A 19,049-nucleotide genomic window follows, 5' to 3' on the forward strand; every position below is an offset into this window, starting at 1 on the left:
TGATCGCCGGCGCTCCTCTCCCGCACCGGCCCACCTGCACCGGCTACGGCGTCATCCCCGAGGCATTCCGTTTGCCCGGGGGCCGGGATATGAGGGGTGAAAATCACAAACGAAGAAGCGCTCATGTCATCAGATCAGAAAGTGGCCCTCGTCACGGGCGCCGCGCGCGGCATCGGCCTCGCGGTGGCGCGGAAGTTCCTCGCCGAAGGCTGGCGCGTGGCGCTGCTCGACATCGAGGGGGCGTTGCTTCAGGAGGCCGTCACGGGGCTCGATGCCGCGGAACGGACTCTCGCCCTCACCTGCGATGTCTCGCAGGCCGCGGCGGTGGGCGAGGCGGTGGCGGCGCTGCAGGCGCGGTTCGGGCGGCTGGATGCGCTGGTCAACAATGCCGGCGTGGCGGTGTTCAAGCCCCTGCTGGAGACCAGCGACGCCGAATGGCAGCGCGTGCTTGATGTGAACCTGTCCGGGCCCTTCATCTGCACCAAGGTGGCCGCGCCGCTGATGGAGCGCCAGGGCGGCGGGGCGGTGGTGAACATCACCTCCATCTCGGGGCTGCGGGCCTCGACGCTGCGGGCCGCCTATGGGACCAGCAAGGCCGCCCTCGCGCACCTGACACGGCAGCTGGCGGTGGAGCTCGCCGGCCACGGCATCCGCGTCAATGCGGTGGCGCCCGGCCCGGTGGATACGGCCATGGCCAAGGCGGTGCATTCCCCCGCCATCCGCGCCGATTACCACGATGCCATCCCGCTCGCCCGCTACGGGCTGGAGGAAGAGCTGGCGGATGCGGTGTTCTTCCTGTGCAGTGATCGCGCCAGCTACATCACCGGCCAGGAGCTGGCGGTGGACGGCGGCTTCGATGCCGCCGGCATCGGCCTGCCCACCATGCGCGGCGCCCGCGGCAACGGCTGAGGTCCGCTGCGGTCCAGGCCGCCCGACCGCCCCCGTCACTGCGGCGCGGCGGGGAAGAGGGGGCCGGCCCGACCGCCGCGATCCGTTTCAAGATCCCTCTCCCGCGCGGTGGGGCATCCCGGCACAGGCGCACCGGGCCGGACCTTCAGTCGACCCGCTGCAACTGGTCGCGGCCGTGTCGCTTGGCGCGGTAGAGGGCATCATCCGCGGTCGCGAGGACGTGCTCGAAGGCCTCTCCGGCAATCTCGCCACGGGCAAGGCCGCCGCTGACCGTGCACGTCAACTCGAGCTGGTGGCTGGCCAGCGTCGCGAACTCCCGGCGGATCTCCTCACCCTGCCGGGCGAGGGCGTCGAGGTCGCCGCCGGGCCAGACGAGGACGAATTCCTCCCCGCCCAGGCGCGCCGCGATCTGCCCGCGGTCGAGCTGGCGCAGGAGGGTATGGCCGAACAGGGCGATGACCTTGTCGCCCGTGGCGTGGCCGCGCGTGTCGTTGATGCTCTTGAACCGGTCGATGTCGAACAGGGCGATCGCCGCCTGTCCTTCGATCCCCGCGACCCGTTCGAGCAGCGCGCGGCGGTTCGGCAGGCCGGTCAGCGGATCGGTGAGGGCCTGCTGCCGCTGGGCACGGATGAGGCGCTGCTGGTTGAGGGCGAAGGTGAGGGCGCCAAGGGCGGGAACGCCGGTGATGATGAGGGCGAGGCTGGTGGTCTGCGCCCAGTTCCGCGGTGGGCCTGGCAGCACCGCCTTGCCCTCCAGCGCGACCAGGATGGCCCGCGGAATGAACGACAGGCAGATGACAAAGTAGAAGGCGGCCATGGCGGTCAGCGTGCCCGGCGCCTCGCTCCGTGCCCGCCAGAAGCCATGGGAGGCCAGGAAAAGCAGGGTGGCCGCCGCCAGATAGCCGATGAAGAAGCCGACGCCATTGTAGCCGAGCATGAAGGCCGGGATGGTCAGGCCGATGGACAGGACCGCGGCGATCATCACCGGCCGCTTGGGCGAGATGTCGTACCTGAACTGCAGCGCCGTGCCGTAGATGGTGGAAAGGCCGCCCAGCAGCAGCACGTAGGCGCAGGTGACGAGCCACCGCTGCGGAGTGATCGCGTAGAAGGCGGAGAGCACCACGCTTAGTGCGACGAGGATCGCCCCGACCGCGCAGGTCAGAAGGAAGCCATCGTTCCGCGAGCGCGCCCATGCGGCCAGCAGCACCGCCGTGATGCCCGTCGCCGACAGGAAGATCGCCAGGAGAAGCGAGGAGAAGTCCAGCATTCTCGAAACAACGCTCCGCCACCGAGGCCCGTCACGTCCGCCACCGCTTTCGCCCGCTTGCCCGCGCGTGCTCACGGCGCCGGACATGCGGGCCATGTGGAAGCCTTCGCATAGCGAATGCGCGGACAAGGAGCAATGCCATGGCATTTGCTCGCGCACCGAGCATCGCGCCGGGGCCATGCCCTTCGCGGTCCGCGGCCCCGGCCTCCCGGATGCGCGGACCGCGGCGTGCCGCTCTGCCGACGTTCGTCACAGGCCCATGACGTGACGCCCCGGCAGCCCGGCCGCGCCGATGCTCCGCGAAACGTGAGGAGGAGGATCTGGAAACACTCTAGACTTCCAGTTAGCATATGCGCAACGGACATCTGCGTCGGGGCGACGCCATGGTCCGTTCCGGGCGCCATGCGCGCCCGCCTGTCTTCATGTCCAGCACAGATGCGGCTGTGCCTCTCGCAAGAATGAGGTTCCCATGGCCGTCACACTCACTGTGAACGGACAGGTGCGCACTGTCGACGCCGATCCCGACACGCCTCTGCTCTGGGTGCTGCGCGACGATCTCGATCTCGTCGGCACCAAGTTCGGCTGCGGGCAGGCCCTGTGCGGGGCGTGCACCGTGCACCTCGACGGCGCGCCGGTGCGCTCCTGCCAGACCGCCCTCGGCGACGTGGGCGATGCCAAGGTCGTGACCATCGAAGGCGTCTCCGGCCGCGAGGCCGAGGCGGTGAAGGCCGCCTGGACGAGCCTGGACGTGGTCCAGTGCGGCTATTGCCAGTCGGGGCAGATCATGTCCGCGGTGGCGCTGCTGGCCGAGAACAAGGCCCCCTCGGATGCCGACATCGACGGCGCCATGGACGGCAACGTCTGCCGCTGCGCCACCTACCATCGCATCCGCGCCGCCATCCACGATGCGGCCCGCCGGCTGGAGGCCTGAGCCATGCACATGCTTCAGAACCTCGAACCCGGCGCCTTCGACGCCGCCGCTGCCGTGCTGAAGGCGGGCGGGCAGGCCCCGCTCTCCCGCCGCTTCGTGCTCGCCGCCATGGGCGGCGCCGGCATCGGCCTGATCCTCGGCCTCAAGGCGCATCCGGCGGAAGCCGCGACGGCGGCGACGGGCGCCGGCGATGCTACCGCCGCCATCAACCCCTTCGTGCGGATCGCGCCGGATGGGACGGTGACCGTCATCATCAAGCATCTCGACAAGGGCCAGGGCACCGCGACGGGCCTCGCCACCCTGGCGGCCGACGAACTGGATGCGGACTGGGCGAAGGTCACGACCGAGTTCGCCCCGGCCGATGCCAAGATCTACGGCAACGTCCTGTTCGGCGGGGCCCAGGGCACCGGCGGCTCCACCTCCATCGCCGCGAGCTATGAGGTGTACCGCAAGGCCGGCGCCGCCGCCCGCGCCATGCTGGTCGCCGCCGCCGCCAGGCAGTGGGGCGTCGATCCCTCGGCCGTCAAGGTCGCGAACGGCGTGGTGAGCGCGGGCAATCGCAGCGCCGGCTTCGGCGAGCTCGCCGCCGCTGCCGCGAAGGAGCAGGTGCCGGCGGAGCCCCGGCTGAAGGACCCCTCCGCCTTCACGCTCATCGGCAAGGAAGGTGTCCACCGCAAGGACAATGCGGCGAAGACCACCGGCGCCCGCATCTACACGCAGGATGTGAAGCTGCCGGACATGCTGGTGGCCGTGGTCGCCCATCCTCCGCGCTTCGGCGCGAAGCCCAAGGCCTTCGACGCCACGGCGGCGAAAGCGGTGAAGGGCGTGAAGGACGTGGTGATGGTGCCGCAGGGCGTTGCCGTGCTCGCCACCACCACCCATGCCGCCATCAAGGGCCGCGACGCCCTGAAGGTGGAGTGGGACGAGGCGGGCGCCGAGACCCGCAGCTCCGCTGACCTCCTGGCCGAATACCGCGGCGCGCTGGGCAAGCCCGGCCTGCCGGTGGAGAGCCTCGGCGACGTGGACAAGGCGCTCGCCGCGCCGGGCGTGAAGCTGGTGGAGGCGGAGTTCCAGTTCCCCTACCTCGCCCATGCGGCCATGGAGCCCATGAATGCGGTGGCGCAGGTGAAGGACGGCGCCGTCACCATCTGGACCGGCTCGCAATTCCCCTCCGCCGACGTGCCGAACGCGGCCCACACCGCGGGCGTCGCGCCGGACAAGGTGGAGATCCACACCCAGTGGGCGGGCGGCAGCTTCGGCCGCCGCGCGCTCGCCAGCTCCGACTTCGTGGTGGAGGCGGTGGCCATCGCCAAGGCCCACGGCAAGGGCGTGCCGGTGAAGCTGGTGTGGACGCGCGAGGACGACATGAAGGCGGGCTTCTACCGCCCCGCCTATGTCCACAAGGTGCGCGCGGCGGTGGATGCCGCGGGCAAGCCGGTGGCGTGGCATCACCACGTGGTGGGCCAGTCCATCCTCGCCGGGACCTTCTTCGAATCGGCGATGGTGAAGAACGGCATCGACGAGACCTCGGTGGAGGGCACCCACGGCGCCTATGCCATCCCCAACCTCAAGGTGGAGCTCACCTCCATGAAGACCGGCGTGCCGGTGCTGTGGTGGCGCTCCGTGGGGCATACCCACACCGCCTTCGCGGTGGAGGTGGTGATGGACCAGCTGGCCCGTGCCGCCGGGCAGGATCCGGTGGCCTTCCGCCTCGCCCATGCGACGGATGAGCGGATGAAGGCCGTCATCCGCCTTGCGGCGGAGAAGTCCGGCTGGGGCTCGCCCCTGGCGGCGGGGCGCACCCGTGGCATCGCCACCCACCGCAGCTTCAACACCTATGTGGCCGAGGTGGCGGAGATCTCGCTGGCCGACGGCGGCATCAAGGTGGAGCGCGTGGTGGCCGCGGTGGACTGCGGCGTGGTGGTGAACCCTGACGTGGTGCGGGCGCAGATCGAGGGCGGCATCGGCTTCGGCCTCGGCGCGGCCCTGCATGACGCCATCACCCTCGACAAGGGCGCGGTGGAGCAGGCGAACTTCGACACCTACCAGCCCCTGCGCATGTCGGAGATGCCGAAGGTGGAGGTGCATGTCGTCGCCTCGGCGGCGGCGCCCACGGGGATCGGCGAGCCCGGCGTGCCCCCGCTCGCCCCGGCCGTGGCCAATGCGGTGGCCGCGGCCACCGGCCGCCCGGTGCTCCAGCTGCCCCTTGCCGGGCAGGCGTTCAAGCCCGCCTGAGGCGGCGGGCCTGTCGTGTCCAGGGCGCCGGGGCGGGATCATTCCTCGCCCCGGCGCCTTATTTTTTGCAGATGCCGCGGGTTTCCGCCCGCGGCGGTTTCCGCCCAGATCGATACAATCTGAACGGATCGCGCTCTAAGCTCTCCCCGGAAGGCCGCGATCGGCAGGCGAGCCTTGGTCTGGGAGGAGATGCGGAATGGGCACGGGCGCAGGACCCTTCGTCGTCATCGCGGAGTTCGACGTGGTCCTGGACAGGCTGGAGGACTTCCTCGCCGTCGCCCGCGAGGATGCCACAGCGTCGGTGCGGGACGAGCCCGGCTGCCGGCAGTTCGACGTGATCGTGCTGGAGGAGGCGGGCGGCGTCGTCTTCTACGAGGTCTATGACGATCGCGCCGCGTTCGACGCGCATCTGGAGACGCCGCATCTCGCCCGGTTCCGCGCGGCTTTCCCGGCGCTCGTCCGCGGCGAAGGGCGGGTACGCTTCGGCGCCGCTGTCCACCGCTGAGCCGGGCAAAAGAAAAGGCCGGCACGCGGGAGCGGCCGGCCAGTTTTGCACACAAGAAAGGGGAGGCTTCAGGCGGCCGCGTAGGGCCGGTGGAGCTTCACCTCGGGGTTGAGGCGCACGCCGAAGCCGGGTTTGTCGAGTGCCGAGGCCTTCATGCGGCCGTTCACGGGCACCGGCTCGTCGAGCAGCAGCGGGCTGAAGGCGGGCCGCACCTCGTCCGCATTGGGCGCGCTCATGATGATCTCGGTGAACGGGCTGTTATGGCGCGTGATCACGAAATGGTAGCTGTAGACGCCCGAGCCGTGGGGCACCATGAGCTTGCCGTGGGCATCCGCCAGCGCCGAGATCTTGATCAGCTCGGTGATGCCGCCGCACCAGTTCACGTCGGGCTGGATGATGTCGCAGCAGTCCATCTCCAGCAGCATGCGGAAGCCCCAGCGGGTGGCCTCGTGCTCGCCGGTCGTCACCAGCATGCCCTTGGGCACGTTGCGCTTTAGGTCCGCATAGCCCCAGTAATCGTCGGGCGAAAGGCACTCCTCGATCCACTTCAGGCCGAACTCCTGGGCCTTCTGGGCGAGCTTGATCGAATAGTTGAGGTCGAGGCTCATCCAGCAGTCGTACATGAGCCAGAAGTCGTCGCCGACCTTGCTGCGCATGTCCGCGAGCTTCTCGATGTTTTTCTTCAGGCCCTCATCACCCTCGGCCGGGCCGTGCAGCAAGGGCAGCTTGCCGCCGATGAAGCCCATCTCCTTGGCAAGGTCGGGCCTGGCGCCGGTGGCGTAGAACTGCAGCTCGTCGCGCACCGGGCCGCCGAGCAGCGCATGCACCGGCTCGCCGCGCAGCTTGCCGAGCAGGTCCCACAGCGCGATGTCCACGCCGGAGATGGTGTTCACCACCACGCCCTTGCGGCCGTAGAACTGGGTGGCGAAGTACATCTGGTCCCAGATCTTCTCGATCTCGGTGACCTGCCGGCCGATCAGGAAGCGCGAGAGGTGCTTCTCGACGATGAAGGCGCCGATCTCGCCGGCGGTGGTCACGCCGAGGCCGACCGTGCCGTCCGAGGCCTCCACCTCGATCACCAGCGTGCCGAGCACGTTGATGCCGAAGGAGCGCCGGCTCTGCCGGTATTCCTCATAGCGCGCCATGGGGGTGGCGATGTGGTCGTCGATCCAGTGGTAGCCCTGGGTGTCGTGATAGTCGGCGCCGCCGCCGCGCACGGTATAGGCGCGGACCGCCTTGATCGTCGGCATGGCCATCTCGTGTTCTCCATTGCCGCCCCCGAGGGGCGATTGCTCGGATGGGCCGCCCCGCGGCGGGCGCGGGGCGGGTTAAGGGTCAGGCGCGCCTGGCGGTGCCGTTCGGCACCGGCTGCATGCGGCCGATGGCGAGGATCAGCAGCGCGCCGAGGAGCGTCGTGACAGCCAGCACGTAGAGGCCGGCCGCCTGGGAGGCGAAGGCGCCCTCGGCCCAGGTCTTCACGTTCGGCGCCACGAAGCCGCCGAGCGCACCCAGCGAGTTGATGAGGGCGATGCCGCCCGCCGCCGCCACGCCGCCGAGATAGTCGGTGGGGAAGGTCCAGAAGATGGGCTGCACCGAGATGAAGCCGGCCGCCGCGAAGCACAGGGCGATCAGCGACAGGGCAGGGGAGGTGGTGGCCACCGAGGCGGCGATGCCGAGGCCGGACACGGCGAGGATCGCCGCCGCATAGCCGCGCCGCTCGCCGGAGGCGTCCGACATGCGCGGCAGCACATAGGCCGCCACCAGCGCGCAGACCCACGGGATGGCCGAGACGAAGCCCACCTGGAGCCCCACCTTGGTGCCGAGCAGGTTCGCCACCTGGGTCGGCAGATAGAAGACGACGCCGTACACGCTCATCTGGATCAGGAAATAGATGAGGGCGAAGTGCAGCACCCGGCCGTTGCGCAGCGCCGACAGCAGGTGCGAGGGGCCGTGGGAGGTCTTGAACTGCTCCTCGGCGGTGAGCGCCTGCGTCAGCTCGGTCTTTTCGGACGCGGTGAGCCATTTGGCATCGGCGGGCTTGTTGTCCAGGTAGAAGAAGGCCCAGACGCCGACGATGGTCGCGAGCAGGCCCTCCACCAGGAACATCCACTGCCAGCCGTGCAGGCCGCCAAGGCCCTGGAACTCCAGCAGCAGGCCGGAGAGCGGGCTGCCGAAGATGAATGCCAGCGGCGCACCGAAGTAGAACAGACCCATGGCCCGCCCGCGCGAGGCGGAGGGGAACCAGTAGGTGAGATAGAGGATCACGCCCGGGAAGAAGCCGGCCTCGGCCGCGCCGAGCAGAACGCGCAGGACGTAGAAGGTGAGCTCGTCATGGGCGAACATCATGGCGGCCGAGATGAGGCCCCAGGTGATCATGATGCGCGCCATCCAGATCCGGGCGCCCACGCGGTGCATGATGATGTTCGAGGGCACCTCGAACAGCGCGTAGCTCAGGAAGAAGATGGAGGCGCCGAGCGCGAAGGCGGCGTCCGAGATGCCGGTGTCCGCCTGGAATGCCTTCTTGGCGAAGCCCACGTTCGCCCGGTCGAGGAAGGCGAGCACGTACATGAGCAGGAGGAACGGCAGGAGCCGCTTGGTGACCTTGGAAATCGTCGCCTGAAGCGACGCGGACTGAGAGCCGGACATGGCTGCCTCTCCCGGGTGAAACGTTGCCTCCGGCCGTCTCGGGCTCATTCCCGGATGGCTCTGTTGTTGGCGCGCCGCAGGGCGCGGCGCGCGGGGAGGGGCGGTGCAGGCACCGCTGGTTCTCAGTAGACGGCGCGTCCGCCGGACAGGTCGAACACCGCGCCGGTGGAGAAGGCGCAGTCGGCGGAGGAGAGCCAGGCGATCATCGCCGCGGCCTCGTCCACCTCCAGAAACCGGCCCATGGGGATGCGCGAGAGCATGAAGTCGATGTGCTCCTGCTTCATCTGGTTGAAGATCTCGGTCTTCGCCGCGGCGGGGGTGATGGCGTTCACCAGCACGCCGGCCTGCGCCAGCTCCTTGCCCAGGGACTTGGTGAGGCCGATGAGGCCCGCCTTCGACGCCGAGTAGTGGGAGGCGTTGGGATTGCCTTCCTTGCCGGCGATGGAAGCGACATTGACGATGCGGCCCCAGCCATTCGCGATCATGCGCGGCGCGATGGACTTGCAGGTGAGGAAGGGGCCGACGAGGTTAACGTCGATCACCCGCCGCCACACGTCGGTGGCCAGCTCCCAGGTCTTTCCGTTGCCGCCGGTGATGCCGGCGTTGTTGACGAGGATGTCGATCTTGCCGTGCTTCTCGACGACGCTCTGCGCGGCGGCCTCCACCGAGGCCTCGTCGGTGAGCTCCACCGTTTCGGTGGTCACCTTGCCGAGCTTGCCGAGGATGGCGGCGGCCTCGGCGAGGCGGGCGGCGTCGATGTCCCACAGGGAGACTTCGGCACCGGACTTCAGCATGCGTTCGGCCGCCGCGTAGCCGATGCCGCGCGCGCCGCCGGTGATGACCGCGACGCGTCCCTGGAGGTCGATCTGGTTCATGGGGTGGCCTTTCCTCAGGCGTGTTTTCTCAGCCCTGCACGGTGGTCTGGCGCTGCTCGCCGAGGCCGTCGATGCCGAGGCGCATGGTCTGGCCGGCCTTCAGGTACAGCGGCGGCTTCTGGCCGAGACCGACGCCGGGCGGCGTGCCGGTGGAGATGATGTCGCCCGGCTGCAGGCTCATGAACCGGCTGATGTAGCTCACGAGGTGCTTGACGCCGAAGATCATGGTGCGAGTGGAGCCGTCCTGAAAGCGCTTGCCGTCCACCTCCAGCCACATGTGGAGGTCCTGCGGGTCCTTCACCTCGTCGCTGGTGACGAGCCACGGGCCGAGGGGGCCGAAGGTGTCGCAGCCCTTGCCCTTGTCCCACTGGCCGCCGCGCTCGATCTGGAATTCGCGCTCGGACACGTCGTTGACGACGCAATAACCGGCCACGTGGGAGAGCGCGTCTGCCTCGCTCACGTACTTGGCGGGCTTGCCGATGACGATGCCGAGCTCGACTTCCCAGTCGGTCTTGGTGGAGCCGCGGGGGATCTCCACATCGTCGTAGGGGCCGACGATGGAGCTGGTGGCCTTCATGAACAGCACCGGCTCGGTGGGTACCGGCAGGCCGCTCTCGGCCGCATGGTCGGAATAATTGAGGCCGACGCACACCAGCTTGCCGACAGCGCCGACGCACGCGCCGGTGCGCGGGGTGCCGTCGACGAGCGGCAGGCCCGTCACGTCGAGGGCGTTGAGGCGCTCCAGGCTCTCGGGCAGGAGGGCGGTGCCGGCGATGTCGGGAACATGGGCCGAAAGATCGCGCAGGCGACCTTCCGCGTCGATCAGGCCAGGGCGCTCCTGCCCCGCCGCGCCGTAGCGAACGAGCTTCATCCGTTTCCTCCCCATCGGTCCGCCGTTCGTCCGTTGTGGGCCGGACCGGTTCGAGCCAATTCGCGGGGACGCTAGCCGACTGCGTGATAACGGGATAATGAGAAGTTCTGTTCAGCCTATTCCATCTGGTTATCGCGATCGGAGCGTGCGATGCGCGAACTCGGTCCCTCCGCTCTGCTCTCGCGCCTGCGCTTCAAGCAATTGCGCCTGGTGGACGTGCTCGGCCGCACCGGCAGCCTGCGGCGCACCGCAGCGGAGCTGAACGTAACGCAGCCCGCCGCCACGAAGATCCTTCAGGACCTTGAGGAGATGCTGGGCGTGCGCCTGTTCGACCGTACCCCGCGCGCCATGCTGCCCACCGAGATCGGCGCCCATGTGGTGGATTATGCCCGCCGCGCCCTGACGGACGGGGAGCGCTTCGCCGACGGCCTCGCCAATCTGAAGCGCGGGGGCTATGGCGCGCTGGCGCTGGGCGCCATCATGGCCACCGCTTCCGACCTTCTGCCTCGTGCCATCGCCGAGCTGAAGCGGCAACGCCCGCTCATGACCATCCAGGTGCTGGCCACCACTTCCGACGTGCTCATCGCCGCCCTCGACCGGGGCGAGCTGGACCTGGTGATCGGCCGCGTGCCCGAGGCGCGGGAGCGGGCCAAGTTCGATTTCGAGCCGCTGGGGGGCGAGGAGCTGTGGACGTTCGCCGCCGCCTCCCATCCCCTGGCGCAGCGCCCAAGGCTCGATCTCGGCGACATGGGCGCCATGCCCTGGGTGCTCCAGCCCGCGCCGAGCCCCATGCGGCGGCTGATCGATTCCGCCTTCGCGGCGGCGGGGCTGAAGACCCTCGACAATCTGGTGGAGACCACCTCCATCTTCGCGACGCTGAACCTCGTGCGGCACGCGGGGATGATCTCCGTGCTGCCCCGCACCATCGTCGCCGCCGAAGTGGCGCGCGGGGATTTCGTGCGCCTGCCGGTGACCGTGGAGGGTGAGCTCGACCCCTATGGCATCGTCACCCGCAAGGACGTGGTGATGAGCCCCAACGCCAGCGAGTTCATCTCCATCGTCCGCACCCTTTCGGCGGAGCGGGCGGAGGCGCCGGGGCTTCCCGCCGGGCGGGGCAAGAGGCGCGCGGCGGGTCGTCCGGCAGGCTGAGGCCGGCGGAGCCTCCTGCGCCCGGCACGGAGGCGTGTCCAGGCGGATACCGCCCGAAATCGCCTGCCGCGAATACTTTTCGGCCCTGTGTTTGCAATGATTGGCGTCGCCAGGACGCCGCCCTCCGGGCCTCACGAATGTGTGACGGCAAAACCACACCGGATGTCCATCGCAACCCGTGGCCGGCCCTTAACCATTCCGCGCCGCGAAGCCGCCACAAAACGGAATGAAACCGGAATGCAACACGTGGTGGTGAGCGTACCCGGAAAGTGTTTTCGGCCGCCGCGTCCCAAGGTGGGTCCTTATGGACAGTGCATGTTCGGCTCATAGGCCCGCGTTCGGGGCCACGGCGGCAGGACGCCCAAGAGAGGCCGCGGAGCGGCCCTTCCTCGGCCCCGATATTGCCGCGGCCCGCTGGCATCGTCCCCGCATCATGTTTGCGGAAGCGATCCTCCAGATTCGGACAGCGGCAGGCGGCGGCAGGCGCATCGGGCGTCGTGCCCCGTCGCGTGCCAGCGGATTGCCGGGCCGTGCCGTGCTCGCCGGCGTCGTGGGCCTCGCGCTCGCCGCGCCGCTGGGCTTCGCCTCCGTGGCGCAGGCCTTCGACGGCAATGCCGACCCCGCGCCGCAACCCTTCATCACCCAGCCCCTCACGCCGCCCGCGAACGTGCCTTCCGCGCCGCCCGTGCGCCCGGTGGACGAGGCGTTCCGCACCGGGGCGCAGGCGATCCGCGCCGGGCAGACCGCCAAGGGCATGGATGCGCTCGGCTATGCCGCCGCCCAGGGCCACGCCATGGCCCAGTGGAAGCTCGCCCGCATCTATGCGGACGGCGACGGCGTGAAGCGCGATGACGCCAAAGCCTTCGAGTATTTCTCCAAGATCGCCAATTCCCACGCGGACGACTATCCCGGCACCGCGCAGTCGCGCTTCGTGGCCAACGCGTTCGTGGCGCTCGGCGGCTATTATCTCGTCGGCATTCCATCCGCCGGCGTGAAGCGGGACCCGGCCCGGGCGCGGGACATGTATTCCTATGCCGCCTCCTATTTCGGGGACGCGGACGCCCAGTTTCATCTGGGCAAGCTCTATCTCGACGGCGTGGGCGGCGCGCGGGATGCCCGCAGCGCCGGTCGCTGGCTCACCCTCTCTGCCCAGAAGGGGCAGTTCGAGGCGCAGGCGCTGCTCGGCCAGCTCCTGTTCCGCGGCGACAGCGGCGTGCCGCGCCAGGGCGCGCGCGGCCTCATGTGGCTCACCCTCGCCCGCGACGGCGCCTCCCGCCCCGAGGACAAGTGGGTGGTGGACATGCATGAGGAGGCCTTCGCCGAGGCGACCCCCGACGAGCGCGCCCTCGCGCTCAGCTATCTCGAAAGCTGGCTGAAGTCCGCGCGGCGCTGAGCCGGTCAGGTGGAGGGCGGCGCCTCGCCGGTTGTCACCCGGCGGCCTTCCTCGGCCTTGTAATAATATTGGCTCGCCACCAGCCAGCCCTTCAGCGGCCGCAGCGGTGGAATGCAGGTCAACAGCAGCACCGGCAGCGTCGTCACCAGATGCACCCAGTAGGGCGCCTCGTAGGCGACCTCCAGCCAGATGCCGAACAGCACCGCCGGCACGCAGGCGAAGCACATCACGAAGAAGGCCGGGCCATCGGCCGGGTCGGCGAAGGAATAATCGAGGCCGCAGACCTCGCACGCCGGCGCGATGGTGAGGAAGCCGTTGAACAGGTGGCCCTCGCCGCAGCGGGGGCACCGGCCGCGCAACCCCGTCGAAAGCGGGGACAAAGGCGGCCAGTGGGGCTCGGTCATGATCTCTCCAGATGGAAGCGCCTGATGGCGGCAGACTGTGTGACTGCCAGGGGAACGGCCAGATCGAATTGCGCCTCCAAACCAAGGAGGTAAGCAGCCCCGGGCATCGGTTCAAGCGCCGTTGCTGTCGCAGGGGGACAGGCGAACCCGGTATCAAGAAACCGTTGAACGCGCGCCGCTCTTCCCGCAAGCCTCAGGGACTCTCCCCTGCGTCAGTTGTCGGGGGTGACACGCGCGCCGGGCAGAGATATTCCAGCTTGAGAATGGAAAACAGCGCCGAGGGCGGCGGTAGGAAATGGACATCATTTTCGTCGGCGCGGGGCTGGCCAACTGCCTCCTTGCGGCGCGCATCTTCGAGCGACGGCCCCAGGCCCGCCTGCTGCTTCTGGAAGCGGGCGAAAGCGTCGGGGGAAACCATAGCTGGTCGCTGCATTCCACCGACCTCAGCCACCGGCATCACGCCTTCCTCTCGCCCTTCCGAGCCCATGGCTGGAACAGCCATGAAGTTCATTTCCCGGCCTTCTCCCGTACCCTGGGCGGGCACTACCACACCATCTCGTCCGATCGCCTCGCGCAGGTGATGAACGAGCGGTTGTGCGCCTCCATCCGCACCGGCACGCGGGTGGTGGAGATGGCCGAGGACCATGTGGTCCTGGAGGATGGCGCGCGCATTGCCGCCAAGGCGGTGGTGGACGGGCGCGGCCCGGTGGCCTCCCGCCACCTCGATCTCGGCTACCAGAAGTTCATCGGCCAGGAGATTCGCCTCACCCATCGCCACGGCCTTGCGCGGCCCGTCATCATGGACGCGCGGGTGGAGCAGATGGATGGCTACCGCTTCGTCTATGTGCTGCCGCTGGATCCCGAGACGGTGCTGGTGGAGGACACCTATTATTCCGACGGCCCGGACCTGCCGGCGGACGCGGTGCGCCGCCGCATCGCCGACTACGTCGCCGCCCAGGGCTGGACGGCGGACTATGTGGTGCGGGAGGAGGAGGGCGTGCTGCCCATCGCCCTGGGGGGCGATATCGACGCTTTCCTCGCCGAGGGGCCGCAGGGCGTGGCGAAGGTGGGGCTTCGCGCGGCTCTGTTCCACCCCACCACCGGCTATTCCCTGCCGGATGCCGCGCGCCTCGCCGACCAGATCTCCCTGCAGCACGACCTCTCCGGCCCCGCCATCGCTGCCACCGTGCGCGAGGAGGCGGCCCGCCGGTGGAAGGCCCGCGGCTTCTTCCGCCTGCTCAACCGCATGCTGTTCCGCGCCGCGGAGCCGCACCAGCGCTACGCCATCCTTCAGCGTTTCTACGGATTGCCGGAAGACCTCATCGCCCGCTTCTATGCGGATCGTCTTACCTTTTCCGACAAGGCGCGGATCCTTACGGGCCGGCCGCCCGTATCCGTCCTGCGCGCGCTGTCCTGCCTCTCCGAGACGAAATCCGCCATCGGTGCTTCATGATGCTCGAAAAAAGAATGTTTCCCCGCCGGGCCGCCGTCATCGGCTCCGGCTTCGGCGGGCTGTCGCTTGCCATCCGCCTGCAGGCGGCCGGCATTGCGACCACCCTCTTCGAGCAGCGCGACAAGCCCGGTGGCCGCGCCTATGTCTATGAGGACCAGGGCTTCACCTTCGATGGCGGGCCCACCGTCATCACCGACCCCACCTGCCTGGAAGAGGTGTTCGAGGCGGCAGGGCGCAGGCTCTCCGACTATGTGGAGCTGATCCCGGTCTCCCCCTTCTACCGGCTCCTGTGGCCGGACGGGCGGCAGTTCGACTATGTGAACGACCAGGCCGGCCTCGACGCCCAGATCCAGACCTTCGACCCGGCGGACGTGGAGGGCTACCGGCGGTTCCTCGCCTATTCGCAGGCGGTGTTCGAGGAAGGCTATCTGAAGCTCGGCGCGGTGCCCTTCCTCAATTTCTCAGACATGATGAAGGCCGGGCCGAACCTGGTGAAGCTGCAGGCGTGGCGCTCGGTCTATTCCATGGTGTCGAGCTTCGTGAAGGACGAGCACCTGCGCGAGGCCTTCTCCTTCCATTCGCTGCTGGTGGGGGGGAACCCCTTCTCCACCTCGTCCATCTACGCGCTCATCCACGCGCTGGAGCGCAAGTGGGGGGTGTTCTTCCCGCGCGGGGGCACCGGGGCGCTGGTCAGGGGCATGGTGCGGCTGTTCGAGGATCTCGGCGGCGAGGTGCATCTGTCCACCCCGGTGGACGAGATCGTGCTTGAGAACGGCATCGCCCGGGCGGTGCGTCTGAAGGGCGGGCAGGCGATCCCGTTCGACGTGGTCGCCTCCAATGCCGACGTGGTGCACACCTATTCCCACCTGCTGCGCGGCGATTCCCACGGCCGCGCGCACGGGGCGAAGCTGGCGAAGATGCGCCATTCCATGTCGCTGTTCGTCACCTATTTCGGTGCGAACCGCACCTGGGACCATCTCCAGCACCACACGGTGCTGTTCGGGCCGCGCTATCGCGGCCTCGTGGACGAGATCTTCAAGGGGCCGAGCCTGCCGGAGGATTTCTCGCTCTACCTCCACGCGCCCACCGTTACCGATCCCACGCTCGCGCCGCCCGGCTGCACGGCCTTCTATGTGCTTTCCCCCGTGCCGCACCTCGGCAAGGCGGACATCGACTGGGAGGTGGAGGGCCCGCGCTATCGCGACCGCATCCTCGCCCATCTGGAGGCGCGGCTGCTGCCGGGGCTGAGGGACAGCCTGGTGACGACGCGCATGCTCACGCCCTTCGGCTTCCGCGACGAGCTCTCCGCGCATCTCGGCTCGGCCTTCTCGGTGGAGCCGATCCTCACCCAGTCCGCCTGGTTCCGGCCGCACAATCGCGACGACCGGGTCCCCAACCTCTACTTCACCGGCGCCGGCACCCATCCCGGCGCAGGCGTGCCGGGGGTGGTCGGCTCGGCCAAGGCGACGGCTGGGCTCATCCTCGCCGATCTGGGCGTCGTCACCGCATGAGCGGGAAGGGAGAGGGCGGAGACGTCCTCGGCGCCAGCGAGGAGGCGATCGCCAAGGGCTCCAAGAGCTTCGCGGCGGCGGCGCGCCTGTTCGCCCCGCAGATGCGCGCGGATGCGGTCATGCTCTACGCCTGGTGCCGCCATTGCGACGACGTGGTGGACGGGCAGGAGCTGGGCCACGGCCGCATCGCCTATGCCGGCACCCCCGCCGAGCGGCTGGACACGCTTTATGAGGAGACGGCCCGCGCCTATCGCGGCGCACCCTCCGCGCACCCGGCCTTCGCCGCCTTCGCCGAGGTGGTCCGGCGCAACGACATTCCCGAGCGCTATCCGCTGCATCTGCTCGAAGGCTTCCGCATGGATGTGGAGGGCCGGCGCTACGAGACGCTCGATGACACGCTGACCTATTGCTACCACGTGGCCGGCGTGGTGGGCGTGATGATGAGCCTCATCATGGGCGCGCGGGACGGAGTGGTGCTGGACCGCGCCAGCGATCTCGGCCTCGGCTTCCAGCTCACCAACATCTCCCGCGACGTGATCGAGGACGCCGGCATCGGCCGCATCTATCTGCCGGCCGAATTCCTCGCCGAGGCCGGCGTGCCCGAGGCGGAGATCGCCGCGCCGGAGCACCGGGAGAAGGTCGCCCGCGTGGCGGCGCGGCTGCTGGACGTGGCGGAGCCCTATTACGATCAGGCCCTCGTCGGCATGCGCGCCTTGCCGTTTCGTGCGGCCGCAGCGGTGGGGGCGGCACGCGGGGTCTACCGCGCCATCGGCGTGGAGGTGCGCCGGCGGGGGCCGGCCGCCTGGGATGCCCGTGTCTCCACCTCGAAGGCGCAGAAGATCGGCTTTCTCATGAAAGGACTTGCGGCCGCGCTTGCGACGCGCTTTGAGGGGGCTCCGCCCCCTCGGCCGTCGCATCTGTGGACCCGGCCCGCATGACCCATTTCGCCGTCGTCGCCCCGCCGTTGCCGGGGCACTACAACCCGTTGCTCGTGCTCGCCCGCACGCTCGGTGCGCGCGGCCATCGCGTCACCTTCTTCCATATGGCGGACGCCGCCCGCCTCGTGGCCGGAAAGGGCGCGGAGTTCGCGGCGGTGGGGGCGCAGGACTATCCCGCCGGCGCGCTGGATGCCTATGTGCAGCGCCTCGCCGCGCCCACGGGCCTGTTCGGCCTCCTCGGCACGCTGAAGGCCACCGCGGCGCAGACGGATATGCTCTGCCGCGACCTGCCCAATGCCTTCCGCACGCGGGGTGTCGAGGCGGTGATCGCCGACCAGACGGAGGCCGCCGGCACGCTGGTGGCGCGTCACCTCGGCCTTCCGGTGGTGTCCACGGCCACCGCGCTCCTGCTGAACCGCGAGATCGGCGTGCCGCCGCCCTTCGTGCCCTGGCCCTATGATGCCTCGGAGCAGGGGGAGTTCTGGAACAAGGGCGGCTACCAGATCACTGATCTGCTGATGAAGCCCATGCGCCGGGTGCTGGAGAAGCACGGCGCCGCCTTCGCACTCGATCCGTTCGCCGACGGTGGCTTCTCGCCCACCCTCACGGTGGCGCAGATGCCGAAGGGGCTTGATTTTCCGCGTCGGGAGCTGCCGGCCTCCTTCCACTACGGCGCGCCCTGGCGCGATGCCGCCTCCACCCCGCAGGCCGAGGCGCCCCTGCCGGAGGCAGAGGGCAAGCCGCTGGTCTTCTGCTCCCTCGGCACCCTGCAGGGCGCGCGGGGCGACCTGTTCGTCAAGGTGGCCGATGCGGCGCGGGCGGTGGGCGCGGGCCTCCTCATCGCCCATGGCGGGCTGCTGTCGGCGGGGGAGGTAGCGCGCCTGTCGGCCAGCGCCGAGGTGCGCGCCTTCGTGCCCCAGCAGGAGGTGCTGAAGCGCTGCCGTGCGGCGGTGCTCCACTGCGGCATGAACACGGTGCTGGATGCGCTGGCGGAAGGCGTGCCGCTGGTGGCCATGCCCATCGCCTTCGAGCAGCCGGCGACGGCCTCCCGCCTTGCTTATGCGGGCGTCGCCGAGGTGGTGCCGGCCGGTCGCGCTAGCCGCCGGCGGCTCACCCGCGCGCTCGGGGCGGTGCTGGAGAAGCCGGACTACAGGGCCGCCGCGGCGCGGATCGCCACGGAGATGGCCGCGGGCGGGGGCGTCGTCCGGGCGGCGGACCTGATCGAGGCGGCGGTGCGCGCCTGAGCTCCCAGCACTTTCGAGCGAAGGGGGTGCCGGCCGGCGTGAAGAAAGTGCGATAAATCAAATAGATAGAGCGCTTGCGCGACGCGCGACGAGGCGGGCGGCCTATTCCGCCGCTTCCGTGTGCTTCAGGCTGCCGCCGTGCAGCTTCTTCAGCTTGGCCTTCAGCGCGGCGGGGGGCGGCGCATAGATGAAGCCGAAGGAGACGCAGCCTTCCTTGCCGTCCACCGCGTGATGCAGCCGGTGGGCCTGCACCAGGCGCTTGAGATAGCCGTTGCGCGGCACGTAGCGGAACGGCCAGCGCTGGTGGGTGATGCCGTCGTGGACGAAGAAATAGAGGAAGCCGTAGGCCGTCATCCCCACGCCCACCCACAGCAGCGGACCGCCATTGCGGAAGAAGTAGATGAGCAGGATGGCGATGCCGGCGAACAGCACCGCATAGAGATCGTTGCGCTCGAACATGCCCTCGCGCGGCTCGTGGTGGGACTTGTGCCAGCCCCAGCCCCAGCCGTGCATGACGTATTTGTGAGCCGCCCAGGCCACGCCTTCCATGGCGGCCACGGTCAGGATCACGATGAGCGCGTTGACGACGAAGGACATGAAAGGCCACGCCTGAGGTTTCAATGGCTCCGGGCTGAGCCGGGATGGCCTTATACAGCATCCGTCGCCCAGGCGCGCCATGGGGCAGATCAATCCTCCACCCGCGCGCCGCCGGCAGCGG

General features: G+C 69.3%; 17 protein-coding genes. 10 read left to right on the forward strand and 7 right to left on the reverse strand.

Annotation, left to right across the window (positions count from 1 at the left end):
• The first annotated feature begins 123 nt into the window (after positions 1-123).
• Positions 124-909, forward strand: coding sequence for an SDR family NAD(P)-dependent oxidoreductase (locus V5F59_RS09600; protein WP_393981419.1), 786 nt, complete (start codon positions 124-126; stop codon positions 907-909).
• Between the two features lie 145 nt (positions 910-1,054).
• Here V5F59_RS09600 and V5F59_RS09605 read toward each other — a convergent pair whose 3' ends face one another.
• Positions 1,055-2,176 carry a GGDEF domain-containing protein gene (locus V5F59_RS09605; protein ID WP_393981417.1) on the reverse strand — a complete coding sequence of 374 codons (1,122 nt, stop codon included), beginning with the start codon at positions 2,174-2,176 and terminating at the stop codon, positions 1,055-1,057.
• 469 nt (positions 2,177-2,645) lie between these two features.
• Here V5F59_RS09605 and V5F59_RS09610 point away from each other — a divergent pair, with 469 nt between their 5' ends.
• The 3 genes from V5F59_RS09610 to V5F59_RS09620 all read left to right on the forward strand — a co-directional run bounded on the left by V5F59_RS09610 (position 2,646) and on the right by V5F59_RS09620 (position 5,847).
• Positions 2,646-3,107, forward strand: a complete 462-nt coding sequence (locus tag V5F59_RS09610) for a (2Fe-2S)-binding protein (protein WP_393981415.1) — start codon at positions 2,646-2,648, stop codon at positions 3,105-3,107.
• A 3-nt stretch (positions 3,108-3,110) separates the two neighbouring features.
• Positions 3,111-5,342, forward strand: a complete 2,232-nt coding sequence (locus tag V5F59_RS09615) for a xanthine dehydrogenase family protein molybdopterin-binding subunit (RefSeq protein WP_393981413.1) — start codon at positions 3,111-3,113, stop codon at positions 5,340-5,342.
• Positions 5,343-5,538: 196 nt separating this feature from the next.
• The gene (locus V5F59_RS09620) at positions 5,539-5,847 is read left to right on the forward strand and encodes a putative quinol monooxygenase (RefSeq protein ID WP_393981411.1); all 309 of its coding nucleotides are present in this window, start codon (positions 5,539-5,541) and stop codon (positions 5,845-5,847) included.
• 68 nt (positions 5,848-5,915) lie between these two features.
• Here V5F59_RS09620 and rhmD read toward each other — a convergent pair whose 3' ends face one another.
• The 4 genes from rhmD to V5F59_RS09640 all read right to left on the reverse strand — a co-directional run bounded on the left by rhmD (position 5,916) and on the right by V5F59_RS09640 (position 10,239).
• Positions 5,916-7,103 (reverse strand): L-rhamnonate dehydratase, encoded by a 1,188-nt coding sequence (gene rhmD / locus V5F59_RS09625; protein ID WP_393981409.1) that lies wholly within the window; start codon positions 7,101-7,103, stop codon positions 5,916-5,918.
• 79 nt (positions 7,104-7,182) lie between these two features.
• Positions 7,183-8,493: an MFS transporter gene (locus V5F59_RS09630; protein WP_393981407.1), complete on the reverse strand. Its 1,311-nt coding sequence runs from the start codon at positions 8,491-8,493 to the stop codon at positions 7,183-7,185.
• Positions 8,494-8,615: 122 nt separating this feature from the next.
• Positions 8,616-9,368: an SDR family NAD(P)-dependent oxidoreductase gene (locus V5F59_RS09635; RefSeq protein ID WP_393981405.1), complete on the reverse strand. Its 753-nt coding sequence runs from the start codon at positions 9,366-9,368 to the stop codon at positions 8,616-8,618.
• A gap of 28 nt (positions 9,369-9,396) precedes the next feature.
• On the reverse strand, positions 9,397-10,239 hold the full coding sequence (locus V5F59_RS09640) for a fumarylacetoacetate hydrolase family protein (RefSeq protein WP_393981403.1): 843 nt from the start codon (positions 10,237-10,239) through the stop codon (positions 9,397-9,399).
• Between the two features lie 150 nt (positions 10,240-10,389).
• Between V5F59_RS09640 and V5F59_RS09645 the strand changes: the two genes are divergently transcribed.
• Together V5F59_RS09645 and V5F59_RS09650 are read left to right on the forward strand one after the other, a co-directional pair.
• Complete coding sequence (locus tag V5F59_RS09645; RefSeq protein ID WP_393981401.1) at positions 10,390-11,388, forward strand: LysR family transcriptional regulator; 999 nt, start codon at positions 10,390-10,392, stop codon at positions 11,386-11,388.
• 535 nt (positions 11,389-11,923) lie between these two features.
• Complete coding sequence (locus V5F59_RS09650; RefSeq protein ID WP_393981399.1) at positions 11,924-12,781, forward strand: tetratricopeptide repeat protein; 858 nt, start codon at positions 11,924-11,926, stop codon at positions 12,779-12,781.
• A gap of 5 nt (positions 12,782-12,786) precedes the next feature.
• Here the strand turns inward: V5F59_RS09650 and V5F59_RS09655 are convergent, their stop codons facing one another.
• Positions 12,787-13,185, reverse strand: a complete 399-nt coding sequence (locus V5F59_RS09655; protein ID WP_393981397.1) for a DUF983 domain-containing protein — start codon at positions 13,183-13,185, stop codon at positions 12,787-12,789.
• A 295-nt stretch (positions 13,186-13,480) separates the two neighbouring features.
• Between V5F59_RS09655 and crtY the strand changes: the two genes are divergently transcribed.
• From crtY to V5F59_RS09675, 4 genes are read left to right on the forward strand one after another with little or no spacing between them, the layout of a single operon-like run.
• The gene (gene crtY, locus V5F59_RS09660; protein WP_393981395.1) at positions 13,481-14,638 is read left to right on the forward strand and encodes a lycopene beta-cyclase CrtY; all 1,158 of its coding nucleotides are present in this window, start codon (positions 13,481-13,483) and stop codon (positions 14,636-14,638) included.
• A 14-nt stretch (positions 14,639-14,652) separates the two neighbouring features.
• The gene (locus tag V5F59_RS09665; protein WP_393981393.1) at positions 14,653-16,149 is read left to right on the forward strand and encodes a phytoene desaturase; all 1,497 of its coding nucleotides are present in this window, start codon (positions 14,653-14,655) and stop codon (positions 16,147-16,149) included.
• Entirely contained in the window at positions 16,146-17,087 is a 942-nt protein-coding gene (locus V5F59_RS09670; protein WP_393981391.1) for a phytoene/squalene synthase family protein, read from the forward strand. The genes V5F59_RS09665 and V5F59_RS09670 overlap by 4 nt, the downstream gene beginning before the upstream one ends.
• Positions 17,084-18,331, forward strand: a complete 1,248-nt coding sequence (locus V5F59_RS09675) for a glycosyltransferase (RefSeq protein ID WP_393981389.1) — start codon at positions 17,084-17,086, stop codon at positions 18,329-18,331. The genes V5F59_RS09670 and V5F59_RS09675 overlap by 4 nt, the downstream gene beginning before the upstream one ends.
• Before the next feature lie 102 nt (positions 18,332-18,433).
• Here V5F59_RS09675 and V5F59_RS09680 read toward each other — a convergent pair whose 3' ends face one another.
• Complete coding sequence (locus tag V5F59_RS09680) at positions 18,434-18,928, reverse strand: sterol desaturase family protein (RefSeq protein WP_393981387.1); 495 nt, start codon at positions 18,926-18,928, stop codon at positions 18,434-18,436.
• Positions 18,929-19,049: the final 121 nt, after the last annotated feature.

This window comes from Xanthobacter nonsaccharivorans (assembly GCF_043194755.2).
GTDB classification, from domain to species: Bacteria; Pseudomonadota; Alphaproteobacteria; order Rhizobiales; family Xanthobacteraceae; genus Xanthobacter; species Xanthobacter autotrophicus_G.